Source organism: Amycolatopsis sp. NPDC003676 (assembly GCF_053587275.1).
In genome coordinates this window covers 12,485-29,176 of the sequence record NZ_JBSFNS010000106.1, presented here as the reverse complement: position 1 = coordinate 29,176, position 16,692 = coordinate 12,485, and the positions used below count along the sequence as shown (strand labels likewise).

At 69.7% G+C, this 16,692-nt stretch carries 13 protein-coding genes; 6 read left to right on the top strand and 7 right to left on the bottom strand.

The genetic code is table 11. The features are described from left to right. Positions 1-300 precede the first annotated feature (300 nt). On the bottom strand, positions 301-933 hold the full coding sequence (gene kstR / locus ACWDNU_RS36980) for a cholesterol catabolism transcriptional regulator KstR (protein ID WP_037809922.1): 633 nt from the start codon (positions 931-933) through the stop codon (positions 301-303). A gap of 150 nt (positions 934-1,083) precedes the next feature. Here kstR and ACWDNU_RS36975 point away from each other — a divergent pair, with 150 nt between their 5' ends. Then, on the top strand, positions 1,084-3,081 hold the full coding sequence (locus ACWDNU_RS36975; RefSeq protein ID WP_449672277.1) for an acyl-CoA dehydrogenase family protein: 1,998 nt from the start codon (positions 1,084-1,086) through the stop codon (positions 3,079-3,081). Between the two features lie 50 nt (positions 3,082-3,131). On the opposite strand, the gene ACWDNU_RS36970 is transcribed toward ACWDNU_RS36975, so the two are convergent. Further along, the gene (locus ACWDNU_RS36970) at positions 3,132-3,968 is read right to left on the bottom strand and encodes an LLM class F420-dependent oxidoreductase (protein WP_370938984.1); all 837 of its coding nucleotides are present in this window, start codon (positions 3,966-3,968) and stop codon (positions 3,132-3,134) included. A gap of 108 nt (positions 3,969-4,076) precedes the next feature. Between ACWDNU_RS36970 and ACWDNU_RS36965 the strand changes: the two genes are divergently transcribed. Then, positions 4,077-4,781: a class I SAM-dependent methyltransferase gene (locus ACWDNU_RS36965; RefSeq protein WP_449672276.1), complete on the top strand. Its 705-nt coding sequence runs from the start codon at positions 4,077-4,079 to the stop codon at positions 4,779-4,781. A gap of 4 nt (positions 4,782-4,785) precedes the next feature. Here ACWDNU_RS36965 and icmF read toward each other — a convergent pair whose 3' ends face one another. Further along, a complete protein-coding gene (gene icmF / locus ACWDNU_RS36960) occupies positions 4,786-8,025 on the bottom strand; it encodes a fused isobutyryl-CoA mutase/GTPase IcmF (RefSeq protein ID WP_449672275.1) in 3,240 nt (1,079 codons plus the stop codon). A gap of 122 nt (positions 8,026-8,147) precedes the next feature. On the opposite strand from icmF, the gene ACWDNU_RS36955 reads away from it, so the two are divergent. From ACWDNU_RS36955 to ACWDNU_RS36940, 4 genes are all read left to right on the top strand, one after another. Beyond that, positions 8,148-8,480: an ArsR/SmtB family transcription factor gene (locus tag ACWDNU_RS36955; protein WP_116205990.1), complete on the top strand. Its 333-nt coding sequence runs from the start codon at positions 8,148-8,150 to the stop codon at positions 8,478-8,480. Beyond that, positions 8,477-8,914 carry an SRPBCC family protein gene (locus tag ACWDNU_RS36950; RefSeq protein ID WP_449672274.1) on the top strand — a complete coding sequence of 146 codons (438 nt, stop codon included), beginning with the start codon at positions 8,477-8,479 and terminating at the stop codon, positions 8,912-8,914. The genes ACWDNU_RS36955 and ACWDNU_RS36950 overlap by 4 nt, the downstream gene beginning before the upstream one ends. Then, complete coding sequence (locus tag ACWDNU_RS36945) at positions 8,911-9,561, top strand: DUF899 domain-containing protein (protein WP_449672273.1); 651 nt, start codon at positions 8,911-8,913, stop codon at positions 9,559-9,561. Before ACWDNU_RS36950 ends, ACWDNU_RS36945 begins: the two co-directional genes overlap by 4 nt. Before the next feature lie 82 nt (positions 9,562-9,643). After that, positions 9,644-10,207: a dihydrofolate reductase family protein gene (locus tag ACWDNU_RS36940; RefSeq protein ID WP_449672272.1), complete on the top strand. Its 564-nt coding sequence runs from the start codon at positions 9,644-9,646 to the stop codon at positions 10,205-10,207. A 137-nt stretch (positions 10,208-10,344) separates the two neighbouring features. Here the strand turns inward: ACWDNU_RS36940 and ACWDNU_RS36935 are convergent, their stop codons facing one another. The 4 genes from ACWDNU_RS36935 to ACWDNU_RS36920 are packed head-to-tail and all read right to left on the bottom strand — an operon-like array spanning position 10,345 to position 16,558. Next, positions 10,345-10,959: a GTP-binding protein gene (locus tag ACWDNU_RS36935; protein ID WP_093574469.1), complete on the bottom strand. Its 615-nt coding sequence runs from the start codon at positions 10,957-10,959 to the stop codon at positions 10,345-10,347. Continuing rightward, positions 10,940-11,710, bottom strand: a complete 771-nt coding sequence (locus ACWDNU_RS36930; protein WP_344267783.1) for a DUF742 domain-containing protein — start codon at positions 11,708-11,710, stop codon at positions 10,940-10,942. Before ACWDNU_RS36930 ends, ACWDNU_RS36935 begins: the two co-directional genes overlap by 20 nt. Before the next feature lie 7 nt (positions 11,711-11,717). Continuing rightward, positions 11,718-12,170 (bottom strand): roadblock/LC7 domain-containing protein, encoded by a 453-nt coding sequence (locus ACWDNU_RS36925; protein ID WP_037809909.1) that lies wholly within the window; start codon positions 12,168-12,170, stop codon positions 11,718-11,720. Then, positions 12,167-16,558 carry a nitrate- and nitrite sensing domain-containing protein gene (locus ACWDNU_RS36920; protein ID WP_449672278.1) on the bottom strand — a complete coding sequence of 1,464 codons (4,392 nt, stop codon included), beginning with the start codon at positions 16,556-16,558 and terminating at the stop codon, positions 12,167-12,169. Before ACWDNU_RS36920 ends, ACWDNU_RS36925 begins: the two co-directional genes overlap by 4 nt. Positions 16,559-16,692: the final 134 nt, after the last annotated feature.

The following is a 16,692-nucleotide window of genomic DNA, read 5'->3' as shown; positions in this document are numbered from 1 at the left end:
GGAAAGATGCCTTGACAAGCACCCCCAGACCGCAGGGACGCTTCATATCGGGGTGCGGGGGAGGGGCTGGGTGCCTCGATCGTTGGGTGCACCGGCGGCGGTTGGCGAGGACGGGGGCTAGCGCCCCCAATGTGGCATTGGGTGCATGCGACGCACCCAATGTGGCGTTCGGTGCGTCTGACGCACCCAATGTGGCATGGGGCGCACCGGCGGCAGCGCCTCTGGGCGGACGGGAGCCGGAAGGTAAGTGAGGGGAACCCTGAGGGAATCTGATTCCCTCAGGGTTCCCCTCACGTACGGCTACTTGTCCAGGAGCAGGTGGACGGAGAGTTCCAGGCGGCTCGCGACATCAGCGGCGGAGGCGCGGCGGGTCACCCACGCGACCAGGTTCGCCATCCAAACATCAGCCACCACGTGGAAGATGTCGCGGTCCGCTTCGGTCGGGTCGTCGATGCCCATCGCGCTCGCGAACATGTCCTCCATCAAGCGGCCGACCAGTTCGACCTCGGCGGCCGCGGACGTGTCGGCGAACATGAACGCGCGCACCATCGCCTCGGTGAGGTGCGGATCGCGCTGCATCAGGCGGGTGTTGCGGCCCAGGACGAACATCAGCCGCTCGGCGGGGGTTTCGCCGGGGATCGCGCTGCGCTGGATCTTCTCGTGCGCGGCTTCGAACTGCTGCGCCAGACCCGACACGAGCAGGTGAATCTTCGACGGGAAATACCGGTACAGCGTGCCCAGCGCGACGTCGGCCTTCTCGGCGACCGCGCGCATTTGCACCGCGTCGTAGCCGCCCTTGGAGGCCAGCGAGAGCGTCGCGTCGATGATGCGGCGGCGGCGGTCCCGCTGGGCCGCGGAGCCCAGTTCCTCGCCCATCGCGCCGAGGCCGTTCGCCCGCGTTTTCGCCGCCGGCGTCTTCGCCTTCCCCGGCATCGCATTCCCCTCTGTCTTTGCGGAACTCGTTCCAGTTTCCGGCTAAGCGTACCTGCCCTGGAGAAAGGTTCAACTCTCGACCGCCTGGCGGAAAAACTGTAACACGTTCTACACTCGCCAGTAGCTCCGTACCCCGCGAGGAGGAGACCGATGCCGGTCGCGCTCACCGAGGAACAAACCGCGCTCGCTGCCGCCGTGCAGGCCTGGGCGGCGGCACACGATCCGGTCGCCGCTGTGCGCGCGGCCGAAACCACTGGCGCCGGTCTGCCGGACGGGTTCGCCGCGCTCGGCCTCACCGGCATCGCGCTGCCCGCGTCGGTGAACGGCGCGGACGGGACCGTCGCGGATCTCGCGGCCGGGCTCGCCGCCGCGGCGGAAGCGCTGGTGCCGGGGCCCTTGCTGAGCACCGCGCTGGCCGGGCTCCTGCTCGCCGAGCATGCGAAGGAACTCGCCGCCGAGATCGCCGACGGGACCGCACAGGTCGCGGTGCAGCTGGACGAGGCGACCATTCCCGGCGCGGATGCCGAGTCGTGGTTGCTCGTGCCGCGAGGCGAGCGGTACGTGCTGATCCCGCCGGGCGCGGCAGTGGAACCGTTGGCTCCCTTTGACTTTTCGCGATCGCTGGGCCGCGTCAAGGCCGACGTGCCGGGCGAGGTTCTCGATCTGCCGGACGTTCGCGATCTCGCCGCGACGCTCGCGGTCGCGGAGGCGGCGGGCGTCGCGCGCTGGTGCCTCACGACGGCCGTCGAATACGCCAAGGTCCGGGAGCAGTTCGGCCAGGTGATCGGCGCTTTCCAGGCAGTGAAACACCTCTGCGCGGAGATGCTGTGCCGCACCGAAGCTGCCGAGGCTCTGGCCTGGGACGCGGCGTCGTCGGTCGGCGATCCGCTGGCCGTCGCGAGCGCGGCGGCCGTGGCCTTGGACGCTGCCGTCGAGAACGCGAAGGACTGCATTCAGGTACTCGGCGGGATCGGGTTCACCTGGGAGCACGAGGCGCACCTGTACCTGCGTCGCGCGTTGGCGTTGCGACAGTGGCTCGGCGGTTCGCAACGGTGGCGGAAGCGGGCCGCGGACCTCGCGTTGGCCGGGAAGCGGCGGACGCTCGGGGTGAACGTCGGCGAGGACGCCGAGGTGACCCGGCTGGTCGCGGAAATCGCTGCGCTGCCAGAGGAAAATCGGCGCGCCGCACTCGCGGACTCGGGGTTGCTGGCTCCGCACTGGCCCCAGCCGTACGGCATGGGCGCGGACGCGGCGACGCAACTGCGGATCGACACCGCGCTGACGGCAGCCGACGTCCGTCGGCCGGACATGGTGATCGGCGGCTGGGCAGTGCCGACGATTCTCGCGCACGGCACCGACGACCAGCGCGAACGCTTCGCCAAGCCGACGCTGCGCGGCGAGGTGACGTGGTGTCAGCTGTTCTCCGAACCCGGCGCCGGCTCGGATCTAGCGTCGCTGCGCACCGTGGCGCGCCGGACCGACGGCGGCTGGCTGCTGACCGGGCAGAAGGTGTGGACGTCGCTCGCGCACGAGGCGGATTGGGCGATCTGCCTCGCGCGCACCGACCCGGATGTGCCGAAGCACAAAGGAATCACGTACTTCCTGGTCGACATGCGCGCCGCCGGAATCACGACGCGGCCGCTGCGCGAGATCACCGGACGGAGCGTGTTCAACGAGGTTTTCCTGGACGACGTCTTCGTTCCCGACGCCGATGTCGTCGGCGAACCCGGCGCGGGCTGGAAACTGGCGCGCACGACGCTGGCGAACGAACGTGTCGCGCTCGGCCGCGGCTCGGCGGTGGGCGAGAACGTCGAGGCTTTGCTGGAATCGGCCCCTTCGGACGTGGACCGCGACCGGCTCGGCGCGTTGATCGGACAAGGCAGCGCGTGTTCAGTGCTCGACCTGCGGGCGACACTGCGACGGCTCGACGGCCTCGGACCGGGCGCGGAATCGTCGGTGGCGAAGCTGCTCGGCGTACGGCATCGACAGGAAACCGCCGAATTCGCCCTCGACCTCGCACCAGAACTGGTCGCGGAAACCCCAGCGGCGCAAGAGTTCCTGCTCACCCGCTGCCTGTCCATCGCGGGCGGCACCACGCAAGTCCTGCTGTCCGCCGCCGCCGAACGCGTGCTCGGCCTCCCCCGCTGAGAACTCCGTGAAGGGCCCCATGAGGGAATCAAGGGACCCTTCACGGAACGCTACTCAGCCCGGAAAGCGGCGGCGAGGCGAGCGTATTCGTCCAGCAGCGCCAGCGTTTCCGCCTCCGGCAGCGTCGGCAGCATGAACCCGTAGTGGTCCAGCCCGGCGTCGGCGTACTGCTTGATCGCGTCCGCGTCGGCCGGTCCGCCGAAGAGTTGCGACGGCATGTCCCCGCGCCCCGCCTCAGCCAGCTGCTGGCGCACGCGCCGCACGCCGTCCGGCGACACCGCGGGGTTCGGGATCCAGCCGTCGCCGTGCTCGATCAGCCGCTTCAGCGCCGCGTCGCTCGAGCCGCCGACCAGGATCGGCGGATGCGGCGTCCGCACCGGCTTCGGCCACGCGAAGATCGGGTCGAAGTCGATGTGCTTGCCGTGGAACTCGGCCTCCTCCTGCGTCCAGATCGCCTTCAACGCGGCGATCTGCTCGTTCAGCAACGCGCCCCGGGTCTTCGGATCGGTGCCGTGGTTGACCATTTCCTCCCGGTTCCAGCCCGCCCCGACACCGAAAGCGAACCGTCCGCGCGAGATCAGGTCGAGCGAGGCCACCTCTTTCGCGGTGTGGATGATGTCGCGCTGGATCAGCAGCGCGACACCGGTGCCCAGCACCAGGTTCGAGGTGTTCACCGCGGCGGCCGTAAGCGCCACGAACGGGTCAAGCGTGCGGTAGTAGACCCGCGGCAGCTCGCCCCCGCTGGGGTACGGCGTTTCGCGGCTCGTCGGGATGTGCGAGTGCTCCGCGAGGAAAAGGGACGCGAAACCGCGCTCCTCCGCCGCCTCGCCGAGCACGTCGGGCCGGATGCCTTCGTCGGTCACGAACGTCGAAATGCCGAAATCCATGCCTCCTTCTACTCCGGGGAACGGGCAAGTATTCCCGCGGGCTGTTGACAGATCACCGGCCTCGTCCGCTAGCGTTAAATCATCACCCGTTGAATACGGAGGCTCCGGATGGACGTGACGGACGTCGACTTCGAGGACATGTACCAAGGCAAGACCCCGATCGGGGAGAAGATCCCGTGGGACATCGAGGGCCCGCAGCCCTCGGTGGTCGCGCTCGAGGCGGACGGCGGATTCCACGGCGAAGTGCTCGACATCGGTTGCGGCCTCGGCGAAAACGCGATGTTTCTCGCGTCTCGCGGACACCGCGTGACCGGTCTCGACGGCGCGCCGACCGCACTCGCGCGCGCCCGCGAAACCGCCGCGAAACGCGGCCTGGACCTCACTTTCGCCCAGGCCGACGCAACCCGGCTCGAAGGATACGAAGGCCGTTTCGACGCGGTCCTCGACAGCGCGCTCTACCACTGTCTCGACGAGGAACAGCGGCACGCGTACGTGGCTGCGCTCGTGCGCGCGACCAAGCCCGGCGCACAGCTGAACATCTTCTGCTTCTCCGACGCGGTACCGGAGAACTTCCCGATCCCGTACCGGATCACCGAGCAGAATCTGCGCGAAACGGTCGGCAACGGCTGGACGATCACCGCGCTCGAACCATCCGTCTACACCACCGCGATGAGCCGCGAGGGCTTGATCGCCGCCGTCGCCGCCCTCTCGGAGGGCGAACCGCCGGACCCGGCCGCGCTCGACTCGCTGGACGTCGACGAGCAGGGCCGGGTCCTCGCCCCGGTATGGCGGCTGGCCGCCACCCGGGCCTGACGGATCAGACGTTGCGCCGGTACTGGCCGCCGACCTCGAAGAACGCCTCGGTGATCTGACCGAGCGAGCACACCCGCGCGGCATCCATGAGCACGTCGAACAGGTTGCCGCCGCGGGTGGCCGCGTCGCGCAGCGCCTTGAGCGCCTGCTGGGCCTCCTCGCGGTGCCCCTGCTGGAAATCGGCGAGCCTGCGCAGCTGCGACTGCTTCTCGTCCTCGGTCGCGCGGGCCAATTCCACCTCGACGTCGTCCTCTCCCGCCTTCGGGTTGCGGAAGGTGTTGACGCCGATGATCGGCAGCGAACCGTCGTGCTTCTTGCGTTCGTACAGCAGCGATTCGTCCTGGATCCGGCCGCGCTGGTAGCCGGTCTCCATCGCGCCGAGCACGCCGCCGCGTTCGGAGATCCGGTCGAACTCGGTGAGCACGGCCTCCTCGACCAGGTCGGTCAGCTCGTCGATCACGAACGAACCCTGCAGCGGGTTCTCGTTCTTCGACAGGCCCCACTCCTTGTTGATGATCATCTGGATGGCCATCGCACGCCGCACCGAGGACTCCGAAGGCGTGGTGATCGCCTCGTCGAACGCGTTGGTGTGCAAGGAGTTCGCGTTGTCGTACAGCGCGCACAGCGCCTGCAGCGTCGTGCGGATGTCGTTGAAGCTCATCTCCTGCGCGTGCAGCGAGCGGCCCGAGGTCTGCACGTGGTACTTGAGCTTCTGCGACCGGTCGTTCGCGCCGTACCGCTCGCGCATCGCCACGGCCCAGATCCGCCGCGCGACCCGGCCGAGCACCGAGTACTCCGCGTCCATCCCGTTGGAGAAGAAGAACGACAGGTTCGGCGCGAAATCGTCGATGTCCATGCCGCGCGCCAGGTACGACTCCACGTAGGTGAACCCGTTGGCGAGCGTGAAAGCCAGCTGCGAGATCGGGTTCGCCCCGGCCTCAGCGATGTGGTAGCCGGAAATCGACACCGAGTAGAAGTTGCGCACCCCGTGCTGGATGAACCACTCCTGGATGTCGGCCATCATCCGGAGGCTGAACTCGGTGGAGAAGATGCAGGTGTTCTGACCCTGGTCTTCCTTGAGGATGTCCGCCTGCACGGTGCCGCGCACGTTCTTCAGCGCCCACTCGCGCAGTTGCGCGGCCTCGGCCTCGGACGGTTCGCGGCCGTGCTCCTCACGGAACGCGGCGAACTTCTGGTCGATCGCGGTGTTGAGGAAGAACGCGAGGATCGTCGGCGCGGGGCCGTTGATCGTCATCGACACCGAGGTGTTGGGCGCGGTCAGGTCGAAGCCGTCGTAGAGCGCCTTCATGTCGTCCAGCGTCGCGATGGAGACGCCGGAGGTGCCGACCTTGCCGTAGATGTCCGGGCGGGTGTCCGGGTCGTGGCCGTACAGCGTGACCGAGTCGAACGCCGTCGACAGCCGCTTGGCCTCGGAATCGGCCGACAGCAGCTTGAACCGGCGGTTCGTGCGGAACGCGTCGCCCTCGCCGGCGAACATCCGCGCCGGGTCCTCGCCCTCGCGCTTGAACGGGAACACGCCCGCGGTGTACGGGAAGTAGCCGGGCAGGTTTTCCCGGCGCAGGAAGGAAAGCAGCTCGCCGGACTCGGTGTAGCGCGGCAGCGCGACGCGCGGGATCCGGTTGCCGGACAGGGTTTCCCGCCACAGCTGGGTGTGCAGCTCCTTGTCCCGGATCTTCACCACCAGCTCGTCCTGCCGGTACTCCGCGGCGAGCGCCTGGAACCGTTCGAGGAGCTTTGTCGACTCGCCGTCCACATCGGACTCCGCGGCGGCGATGAGGCCGTCCAGCGCGTCGGTGTTCGCGTCCACTTCGGACAGCGCGGCCTTGGCCTCGGCGAGGTGCTCGTACTTGCGTACCGCGGCGACCTGCTTCTCGGTCTTCTCGTGATACCCGCGCACGGTTTCGGAGATGTCGGCGAGGTAGCGCGCCCGGTTGCCCGGGATGATCGTGCTGGCGTCGGTGGAGACCTTGCCCGACACCGCCGGCAGCGTACCGGCCGACACCGACAGCCCGCGGTCGGCGAGCATGTCGCGCAGGTGCTGGTACAGCGCGGTCACGCCGTCGTCGTTGAACTTCGCCGCGCTCGTGCCGTACACCGGCATTTCCTCGGGCGCGGACCCGAACGCCTCGCGGTTGCGCACCATCTGGCGCGCGACGTCGCGACGCGCGTCCTCGGCGCCGCGCCGCTCGAACTTGTTGATCGCGACCACGTCGGCGAAGTCGAGCATGTCGATCTTCTCCAGCTGCGACGCGGCGCCGAACTCCGGCGTCATCACGTACAGCGACTCGTCCACGTAGTCGACGATGCCCGCGTCGCCCTGGCCGATACCCGGCGTCTCCACGATCACCAGGTCGAATCCGGCCGCCTTGCAAGCAAGAATCGACTCGCTCAGTCCGGCGGGAATCTCGCCGCTGGTGGTACGAGTGGCCAGCGAACGGAAGTACACCGGCGAACCGTCGAGGCAGTTCATCCGGATCCGGTCGCCGAGCAGCGCGCCGCCGCCCTTGCGCCGCGACGGGTCCACCGCGAGCACCGCGATGCGCAGCTTGTCTTCCTGATCGAGCCGGAAACGGCGGATCAGCTCGTCGGTCAGCGAGGACTTGCCGGACCCGCCGGTGCCGGTGATGCCGAGGACCGGCACGTGCTTCTGCCCGGCGGCCTCGTTGATCGCCGACAGCCATTCGGCGGGCAGGTTTTCGCGCTGCAGCTGGGTGATCACCCGGGCAAGCGCCTGCACGTCGCCGGACAGCAGCTTGTCGACCGAGGCGGGCGGCTGCGCGGACAGGTCGCTGTCGCACTCCTTGATCATCATGTTGATCATGCCCGGCAGGCCCATCTCGTAGCCGTCTTCGGGCGAGAAGATCCGCGCCACGCCGCGCGAATGCAGCAGGTCGATCTCCTCGCGCACGATGACGCCGCCACCGCCGCCGAACACCTTGATGTGCCCCGCGCCGCGCTCGTTCAGCAGCTCGACGAGGTAGCTGAAGTACTCGACGTGCCCGCCCTGGTAGGCGGAGATGGCGACGCCCTGGACGTCCTCGGCGATCGCGGCCGTGGCCACCTCGTCGACGGAGCGGTTGTGGCCGAGGTGGACCACCTCCGCGCCCTGGGACTGCAGGATCCGGCGCATGATGTTGATCGAGGCGTCGTGGCCGTCGAACAAGCTGGATGCCGTGACGAACCGGACCGGGTTCGCGGGACGGTACAGGTCGCTGCCGCTCATCCCCCCAATTTACTAGGACTTCCTACTATTGGAAACCCGAGCCCGAAGTGACCCGGCTCTCAAGGGTTGACAGGGTCGCTATATTCAACTCATCAGTTAATTAACCAAGTGATTGAGCACCGATGCCGACAGACCAGCTGAGCACCACCTTCGCCGCACTGGCAGACCCGACCCGCCGCGCGATCCTCGCCCGCCTGACTCGTGGCGAGGCCACCGTCAACGAGCTGGCCGCGCCGTTCGAGGTGAGCCTGCAAGCCGTGTCGAAGCACCTGAAAGTGCTGGAACAAGCCGGATTGATCAGCCGCGGCCGTACCCGCCAGTGGCGCCCGTGCCGCCTGGAAGCCGCACCGCTGGCGGACGTCGCGGGCTGGGTCGCCGAGTACCGCCACTTCTGGGAAACCGGCTTCGACCGCTTGGACGAGCACCTGCGGCAGCTTCAGGAGGGGACCGAATGAGCGAGCTGACCATCGTGCGGGTCTTCGACGCCCCGCGAGAGCTGGTGTTCCGAGCCTGGACCGACCCCGCACACCTGGCCGCCTGGTTCGGCCCGCACGGCGTCGTCGCGTCCGAAACCCGCACGGACCCGCGCCCTGGCGGCGCCTGGCACAGCCGGATCACCAGCACCGAACACGACGTCGACCGCCGGGTGTCCGGCACCTACCGCGAAGTCGCGGCCCCGTCCCGGCTCGTGTTCACGTTCCGCTGGCAGCACCCGGAAGACGAAGTCGGCGAAACGCTCGTCACCATCGATTTCGCCGAGCTGGCAGGGAAAACCTCGATGACATTCCATCAGGCTCCGTTCCCGAACGAAGCCGAGCGCGACGGACACAGCGACGGCTGGCAGTCCGGTTTCGAAGATCTCGACCGCATCCTGGAGGAAATGAAATGACCACCGCACTCCCCCGCGTCGTCTCCCCGGAAGAATGGGCCACCGCCCGCGAATCCTTGCTGCGCAAGGAAAAAGAACACACCCGCGCCGCTGACCGGCTGGCCGCCGAACGCCGCCGAATGCCCATGGTCCAATTCCCGAAGCAGTACGAATTCACCACCTCGAACGGCACTCAAAGCTTGCTGGACCTCTTCGACGACCGCCGCCAGCTGATCGTCTACCACTTCATGCTGTACCCCGGCGACGAAGTGGGCTGCCCCGGCTGCTCGCTGCTGGTCGACAACATGGCCCACCCAGCCCACCTGAACGCCCGCGACGTAACCCTCAAGGTCGTAGCCCCCGCGACCGCACCGGAGATCGACCGGTACTGGTCCAAGATGGGCTGGACGATCCCCTGGGCCTCCGCCGCAGGCACGGATTTCCCAGCAGACTGCGGCATCGACGGCGGCTTCGGCGTAAGCGTGTTCCTCCGCGACGGCGACGACGTCTACCGCACCTACTTCACCGACGGCCGCGGCGGCGACCAGTTCATCAGCACGCTGCGATACCTAGACGTCACCCCGTTCGGCCGCCAAGAGGCCTGGGAAGAAGAGTCCCGCGGCACCGACGCCCCCAGCAGCTGGTGGCGCCGCCACGACGAGTACTGACTTTCTCCGCACCCCATGTCCAGGCAGCCATGACGGCTCCGACCCCTTGGTGACCTGTACTCATCAAGGAAGCGAGCCCGCCATGGCCGACCTGATCTTCTTCGTCCACACCTCACTGGACGGCTGCGTCGAAGGCCCCGCAGGAGAGTTCGACTGGCCCCACATGGGCCCGGAACTCTCGAACTACGCGAACGAACTGTCGAAACGCGCCGGAATGTTCGCCTACGGCCGCCGCGTATGGGAACTGATGTCGAGCTACTGGCCGGACGTGGAGTCCATCTCAACCCACCCCCACGACCTGGCCTTCGCCCCGATCTGGCGGGAAAAACCGAAACTGGTCTTCTCCCGCACCCTGACCAGGGCCGACTGGAACACCACAGTCGCCAACGGCGACCTGACCGAAGAAGTCGCCAAACACAAAGCCACCGCAGAGGGCGACATCATCGTGATGGGCGGCTACGCCCTGGCTGCGGAACTAGGCCGCCGAGGCCTCATCGACGAGTACCAGGTCTGCATCCACCCAGTAATCCTGGGCGGCGACAAACGCCCCTTCGCCGAAGGTGCCGACCGCGTGCAATTGCAGCTCGTAGAAACCCGCACCTTCGACAACACCGTCGTACTACTCCGGCACCGCACGAAGCGCTGACCACTCACCCAACCACAACGCGGGATCGCGTCGGCGTGCGGAGGGGCAGTGTGCACGGCCCCCAGGCCGGGTGCACTGCCCCTCCACACGCCGACTTAAAGGCGATCCCGCCCGCGACGGCGGAGCCGGTGCCAAAATTACTGATGCGCCTTAGCCGCCCGCAACGCGATCCACTGCCGCATCGCATACTCGACCAACGTGATCAGCGTCTGCTTGGTCGACTCCCGCTCCCGAGCGTCACACCGCACAATCGGAATACTCGAGTCAATAGACAGCGCCTCACGCACATCATTGATGTCGTGCTCCAGCACACCGTCAAACGTATTAACCCCAACGATATACGGCAGCCCGCGATCCTCGAAAAAGTCGATCGGCGCGAACGAGTCCGCCAACCTCCGAGTATCCGCGAGCACGACCGCCCCGATAGCACCCCGCACGAGGTCGTCCCACATGAACCAGAACCGCTGCTGGCCGGGCGTGCCGAACAGGTAGAGGATCAGGTCCGCGTCGAGCGAGACGCGGCCGAAGTCCATGGCGACCGTGGTGGTGGTCTTGTACGGGGTCTGGTCGAGGTTGTCGATGCCGCGGCTGGCGTCGGTCATCATCGCCTCGGTGGTGAGCGGAACGATTTCCGACACCGAACCCACGAAGGTCGTCTTGCCCGCTCCGAAGCCGCCCGCCACCACGATCTTCGCCGATGTCATGGTCGGGGGCGCGGTTTCCCGCGGTGCCTTAAAGCCGACGGAGTCCACTCAAAACCCTTTCCATCAACATCAAGTGTGCTTCGGCGCCGTCCTGGCCCGAGATCGTCCGGTGCACGGTGACGAGGCCGGCGTCGGCCGCGTCGCTGATCAGCACCCGTGCCACCCCCAGCGGCACTGACAGCACCGCGGCGATCTCCGCCACCGAACGCGGGGTCCGGCACGATTCCATGATCGAGATGCTCTCGATCTGTTCCGCCGCCGCCTGGGGGAAGCCCCCCGCGGCGACATGGTCTTTGGTGGAGATCAGAGTCTCCAGTTCGAGCGCGTAGTTCGCCCGGGTGCGCCCGCCGGTGAGAGCGTACGGGCGCACGATCGACGTCTCCTCGGCCGGGTCCACCCGATCGTGGCGCTCGGGGCGGACGATCGCCGACGGCATCGAGAACTCGCCGCTCGGCGGCCCCGGGTCGAAGAGCCCGCCTGGTCTGGGGCCGTCGGAGTCCGTACTGCCCGGTGGAGAGACGAGAGAGGTCACACCATCTCCTTGGTCGGCCGGCGGCACAGGTGCCGGCGGCGGGTCCGCTGCCGCGTGCGCTCCCGCGGCGGGCGGCGCTGGGGACTGGGATTCCTTCGTTTCTTTGCCGCTCTTCTTCCGTTTTCTGCGCGAGCGGCCCGAATCAAGGCTGAACCCGTTGAGGACGTCGGCGAACGTGCCGTCGTCCCCGGCGGCGGGCTCCTCCCCGCGCGGGGGTTCGCCGCCGGTACCGGGCTCTTCGCCGAACAATCCGGACCCCTGGCTCATCGCGCCATCATCCCACCGGTTCGCCGATCAGCGAGCCCCCGGCGCCCTGCAGCTGCGCGCGCAGCTCGGGGGTCAGGATCTGGCCGACGCGGTCGACGAGCATGGTCATCTCGTAGGCGACCTGCCCGATGTCGCAGTTGGGCGCGGCGAGGATCGCCAGGCAGGAGCCGTCGCTGATGGACATCAGCACCATGATGCCGAGTTCCATCTCGACGACGGTCTCGCGCACCGAGCCCGCCTCGAAGCACCGGGCGGCGCCTTGGGTGAGGCTGACGAGCCCGGACGCCACGGCGGCGAGCTGGTCGGCGCGGTCGAGCGGCAGCCGGTTGGAGGCCGTCAGCAGAAGACCGTCGGCCGACACGACGACCGCGTGCGCGACGCCCGGGACGCGGTCGGCGAAGTCGTTCACCAGCCAGCCGAACTGGTTCTGCTGCGGCTGAGCCGCATTCGGCGAGGTCATTCACCCTCCAATGTTTCGTGGTTCGTCTCAGCGGCCTGCGCGGTGCGGTGCCTGCCGCGCTGGATCCCCTGCTGGAAACTGCTCAGGCGACCGCGCACGTCGTGCGCGTCGCGGGACGGACGGGGGCTCGCCGACCCGGCGGGCGGCGGTGCGCTGCCGGGAAGCAGTTGCTCGCCCCGGCGGCGCCGGGGCAATCCTGCCGAAGTGAAGGACGCGGGTGTCGACTGGGACACCGACTGGACTGTCCGCCACCCTTCGTCGGAACCGAAGTTCCACTCAGCGGTAGCTTCGGCAGGATCTGGGGCGGGGCTCGCCGAACCGTCGGAACCGGCCGGCGCGGAGGGCGCTGACGACGCCGGAGGCGCGTCCTGTCCGGCGGAGGACTGCCGCGACGGGGCCTGTCCCGGCACCAGCGGCTGACCCCACAACCCGGTCTTGGCCGGTGCCGAGGCCGGTCCCGCCGAAGCGGGCTGGCTCGGCGTTCCGGTCTGTCCGGGCGATGCGTCCTGGCCCGGCGACGCGGCCTGACCCGGCGTTCCGGCCTGACCCGGCGACACGGCCGACCCCGGCGTTCCGGGCTGGCCCGGGAGGTTCTGGCCCGGTACCCGGGTCTGGCCCAGTCCCCCGGCCAGTCCCTGCGCCGAAGCCGAAGCCGAAGCGGCCGGAGTCGCCGGAGACTGGTCCGCCGTCGTGCCGGACTGCGCCGCGTTCTCCGTCGGCTGGTTCGGTGCGACGGCCGGGGACTGCGCGGCACTGCGCCACGTCGTCAACGGCGAAGCCTTGCCCGGCACCGGGTTCTCCGCGGGCGTGCCCCACAGCGAGGTCTGGTCGGTGCCCTGCGGCGAAGCAGCCGGTCCGTTCCCCGAAGGGCTGTCCGTCTTCTCCGGCGCCGCGGCCTGGCCGTTCGCCGAAGCCTGGGCCGCCTGCGACGCGGGAGTCTGTCCCGTGCCGGAGACCGCGGCTTCGAGCCCGGCCACGGCCGCCGGGACCTGGTTCGGGTCGGCGGTCGGCGGAGCGGGCGGGAGGCTGCTCGCGCCCTTGCGACGCGTCGGCAGGTTGTCCGGCTTGTCCGGCCGGACGCCCCGGTTCGGTTGCGGCGCGGGCAGTTCCGTGCGCTCGGCGGCGGGCTGGCGCGGCCATCCGCCGTCCGGGTCGAACGCGGGGGGCACGGCCGGGACGGGGGCCGTCTCGTCCGGCGAGTCCGCGTCGGCGGGACGTCCGCCGAACCCGGCGGGCGCGTCCGTCGCGCCGGAACCCGGCTGGCCGCCGAACGAAGCGGCCGAACCCGGGGTGCGCTGCGGCATCCCGCCGGGACGGTTCTGGTCCGCGGGAACGCCGAACGCGCCCGCGACCGTCTGCCGCCGCCGGGTCGCCGCGTCGTGGGCGCGAGCCCGCTCCGGCGACGTCGTGGCACTTGAGGTGTCCGCGACACCCGCGGCACCGGAATCCGCGGTGCCGCCAGTGGTTTCCGGCTCCGTCCCACGCACTTCCTGCCGGCCGCGCGTGACGCCGCGCTGGAAGCTGTTCAGCCGCCCCCGCACGTCCGCCGGATCGCGGACCGGGAGGTCCAGGAGGCCCTTGCCCGGCGCTTCGGCCGGGGGCACCGCCGGTTCCGGCGCGGCGCTGCCCGGCATGAGCTGTTCGCCGCGGCGGCGCCGGGGCAGGCCCGACTTGGTGAACGAGTTCGGCTCCACCTGGGACAGTGCCTGCACTGTCCGCCAGTTTTCGTCGCTCGCGAAATCCCAGTTGCGCTGCTGCTGTTCCTCGTCCGCTTCCGGTTCCGCGGCCTTGCCCGGAGCCGACGCCGCGGACGAAGCAGCCGGAGCGGCCGCGGGCGGAGGCTGTGCGGGCGAACGGAACCAGGCCGACAGCATCTCGTCGAAGATCGGCGTGTTCTCGATCGTCGTCTCGGCCGCGGACGGCGGCGGGACCTCCGGCACCTGCTGCGCGGCCTGGTTCCACCAGTCGCTCAGCGTCGTCGCGTTGGCCGCGGAGAAGAGGTCCTTGCCCGAGGGCAGTTCGCCGTCGCGCTCGTCGCGGGTTTCCGCGGCCGGTTCCGGTTCGGGCTCCGGGCGCGGCGGCGGGACGTCGACGGTCTGCGGCAGCTTCGGCGCGGGCGGCGGCGGGGCGGGCGTGTCGTCGTCGCGCGGGATCGGGCTGAACAGCGCGGTGCCGGACACCTCGAGGTCGGACGGCGGACGCGCGACCTTGTCCCCGGAGAAGCCCGCGAGATCGCCTGCCGACGGCCAGCGCTGGGTTTCCTCGGAGTTGCTGCCCTGCTGCGGAACGAGACCCGGCACGGCCGACCCGTTGGTGGAACGCTGGCGCCGCGGCAGCCCGCCCGGCGCGACGGGCGGGGCGGCGAGGCTCGCCTTGGGACCGGGCAGGGCGCCGGGCTCCGACCGGTCGCCCGGCACGGTGGCCAGGCCGGTCATCACCAGCTCCGGCGGGACCACCACGGTGGCCCGCACGCCGACGATGTCCTTGCCGCCGTGCAGCGAAACGCCGATGCGGTGGCGGCCGGCGAGGCGGCCGACCACGAACAGGCCCATCCGGCGCGAGGTCGCGAGGTCGACCGAGCCCGAGTCGGTGAGCCGGCCGTTGGCCTCCACCACCTCGTACTCGTTCATGCCGATGCCCTTGTCGAGGATGTCGACGTTGAGCGAACCGTCCTCGGCGAGCCGCGTCGCGACCGTCACCTGGGTTTCCGGCGCGGAGAACGCGGTCGCGTTGTCCAGCAGCTCCGCGATGAGCCGCTGGACGTCGCTCGCGGCGAACCCGACGATCTTCACCGCGGGCGGGTGCTGCACCGAAACCCGTTGGTACTGCTCGATTTCCGAGACCGCGGCGCGCAGCACGTCGTGCGTGGGGACCGGCTGGCCGGAACGGCGGCCCGGCTCGGCGCCGGAGAGGACCATCAGGTTCTCGTTGTTGCGCCGCATCCGGGTGGCGAGGTGGTCGAGCTGGAACAGCGTGGCGAGCTGGTCGGCGTCTTCCTCGTCGCGCTCGAGCCGCTCGATCAGCTGCAGCTGCCGCTGCACGAGGCTCTGGCTGCGCCGCGACAGGTTGACGAACACGCTGGAGTAGCCGGCGCGCATCGCGGCCTGTTCGGTCGCGAGCCGCAGCGCCTGGCTGTGCACCTTCTCGAACGCCCGCGCGACCTCGCCGACCTCGTCCTGCACCTGGACCGGCACCGGCTCGACCTCGATGCTCTGCGCGCGGCCCTCCTGGATGTTGCGGACCGCCTCGGGCAGGTCCTTCTCCGCGACGTCCAGCGCGCTGCGGCGCAGGACCTTCAGCGAGCGCAGCAGCTGGCGGGCGATGACGAACACGACCGCAGCCGCGGCGGCGAGCGCGGCGAACAGCAGCACGGCCAGCAGACCGGCGCTGCTGCCCGCGTCCTCGACCAATCCGGACGACGCCGCGGTGAGGTCGGTGCTCATCCGGCCGGAAACCTCGGTCAGCTGCGAGGTCACCGCCTTCGACGCGTTGTTCCACTCCTGCGGCGAGATCCGCTTGAGCGCGTCGTCGGTGGAGACGCCCTGGCCGCCGAGCACGGTGCCGAGCATCCGCTTGCGGTCGTAGGAGGTGTCCGGCTTGAGCGTGCTCTCGAAGTCGAGGCGCTGCGGCGCGGTGGCGGCGGCGTTGAAGTCGGCGACGCGGTCGTCGAACCGCAGTTCCGCGTCGCGCACGTCGCTCAGCTGCTGCGGGGTGAGCGTGCCGGCGGAGATGCCGTAGGCCACCAGGGACTGGGTGACCGACACCTGTTCTTTGGCGGCCTCGAGGTCGTGCAGCGCGCTCGGGGTGCTGCCGAGCGCGTCGGCGCTCGCTCCCGCCGACACCGCGGTGTCGGCGCCGATCAGCGCGCTGGTGACGGCGTTGTAGTCGCCGACCGCCTCGGCCGCGTTCAGCAGGCCGGCCCCGACCTGCTGGCGGATCACCGCGATCTCGTTGACCTGCGCGGTCGCCGAGTTCACCGCGCCGGAGACGCTCGAGCCGTCGGCCCCGACCCGGGCGGCCGCCTCGGTGAACGGCGCGACCGCGGCGTCGGTGGCCGCGCGGGCGGCCTTCAGTTCGGGGGTGACGCCCGAGGTGCCCGCGATGAGCTGGGCGGCGGTCTGGGTGCGTTCGCGCTGCAGCCCGTCGGTGAGCGCGCGCAGCTGGGTGCTCAGCCCGACGAGCCGGTCGATCCGCTGGTAGTCGCTCGACCGCGAGACCTGGCCCGCGATCGCGGTGATGCCGAGGACCAGCGCGAGCACGATGGGGACGATGGTGACCGCGGACAGCTTGACCGGCAGGCTCCAGTCCCGCCAGCGCAACGCCGCCCGCCAGCCCGACGTCCAGCGCGGCCGCTTGGGCGGGCGGCCGAGCAGCTTCTCCACAGGCACTTGGCCTTCTCCTGCAACGGTCACGAAAGTGACTCCCTGTCCGGCGTCGTGGCGGCCAGTCGGCGGTTCCCGCGGCTCTGTCCGCTCCCGGCGCGCACTGCGCTCCCGGCGCGGAGCCCCGCGGTCCGCCTGCC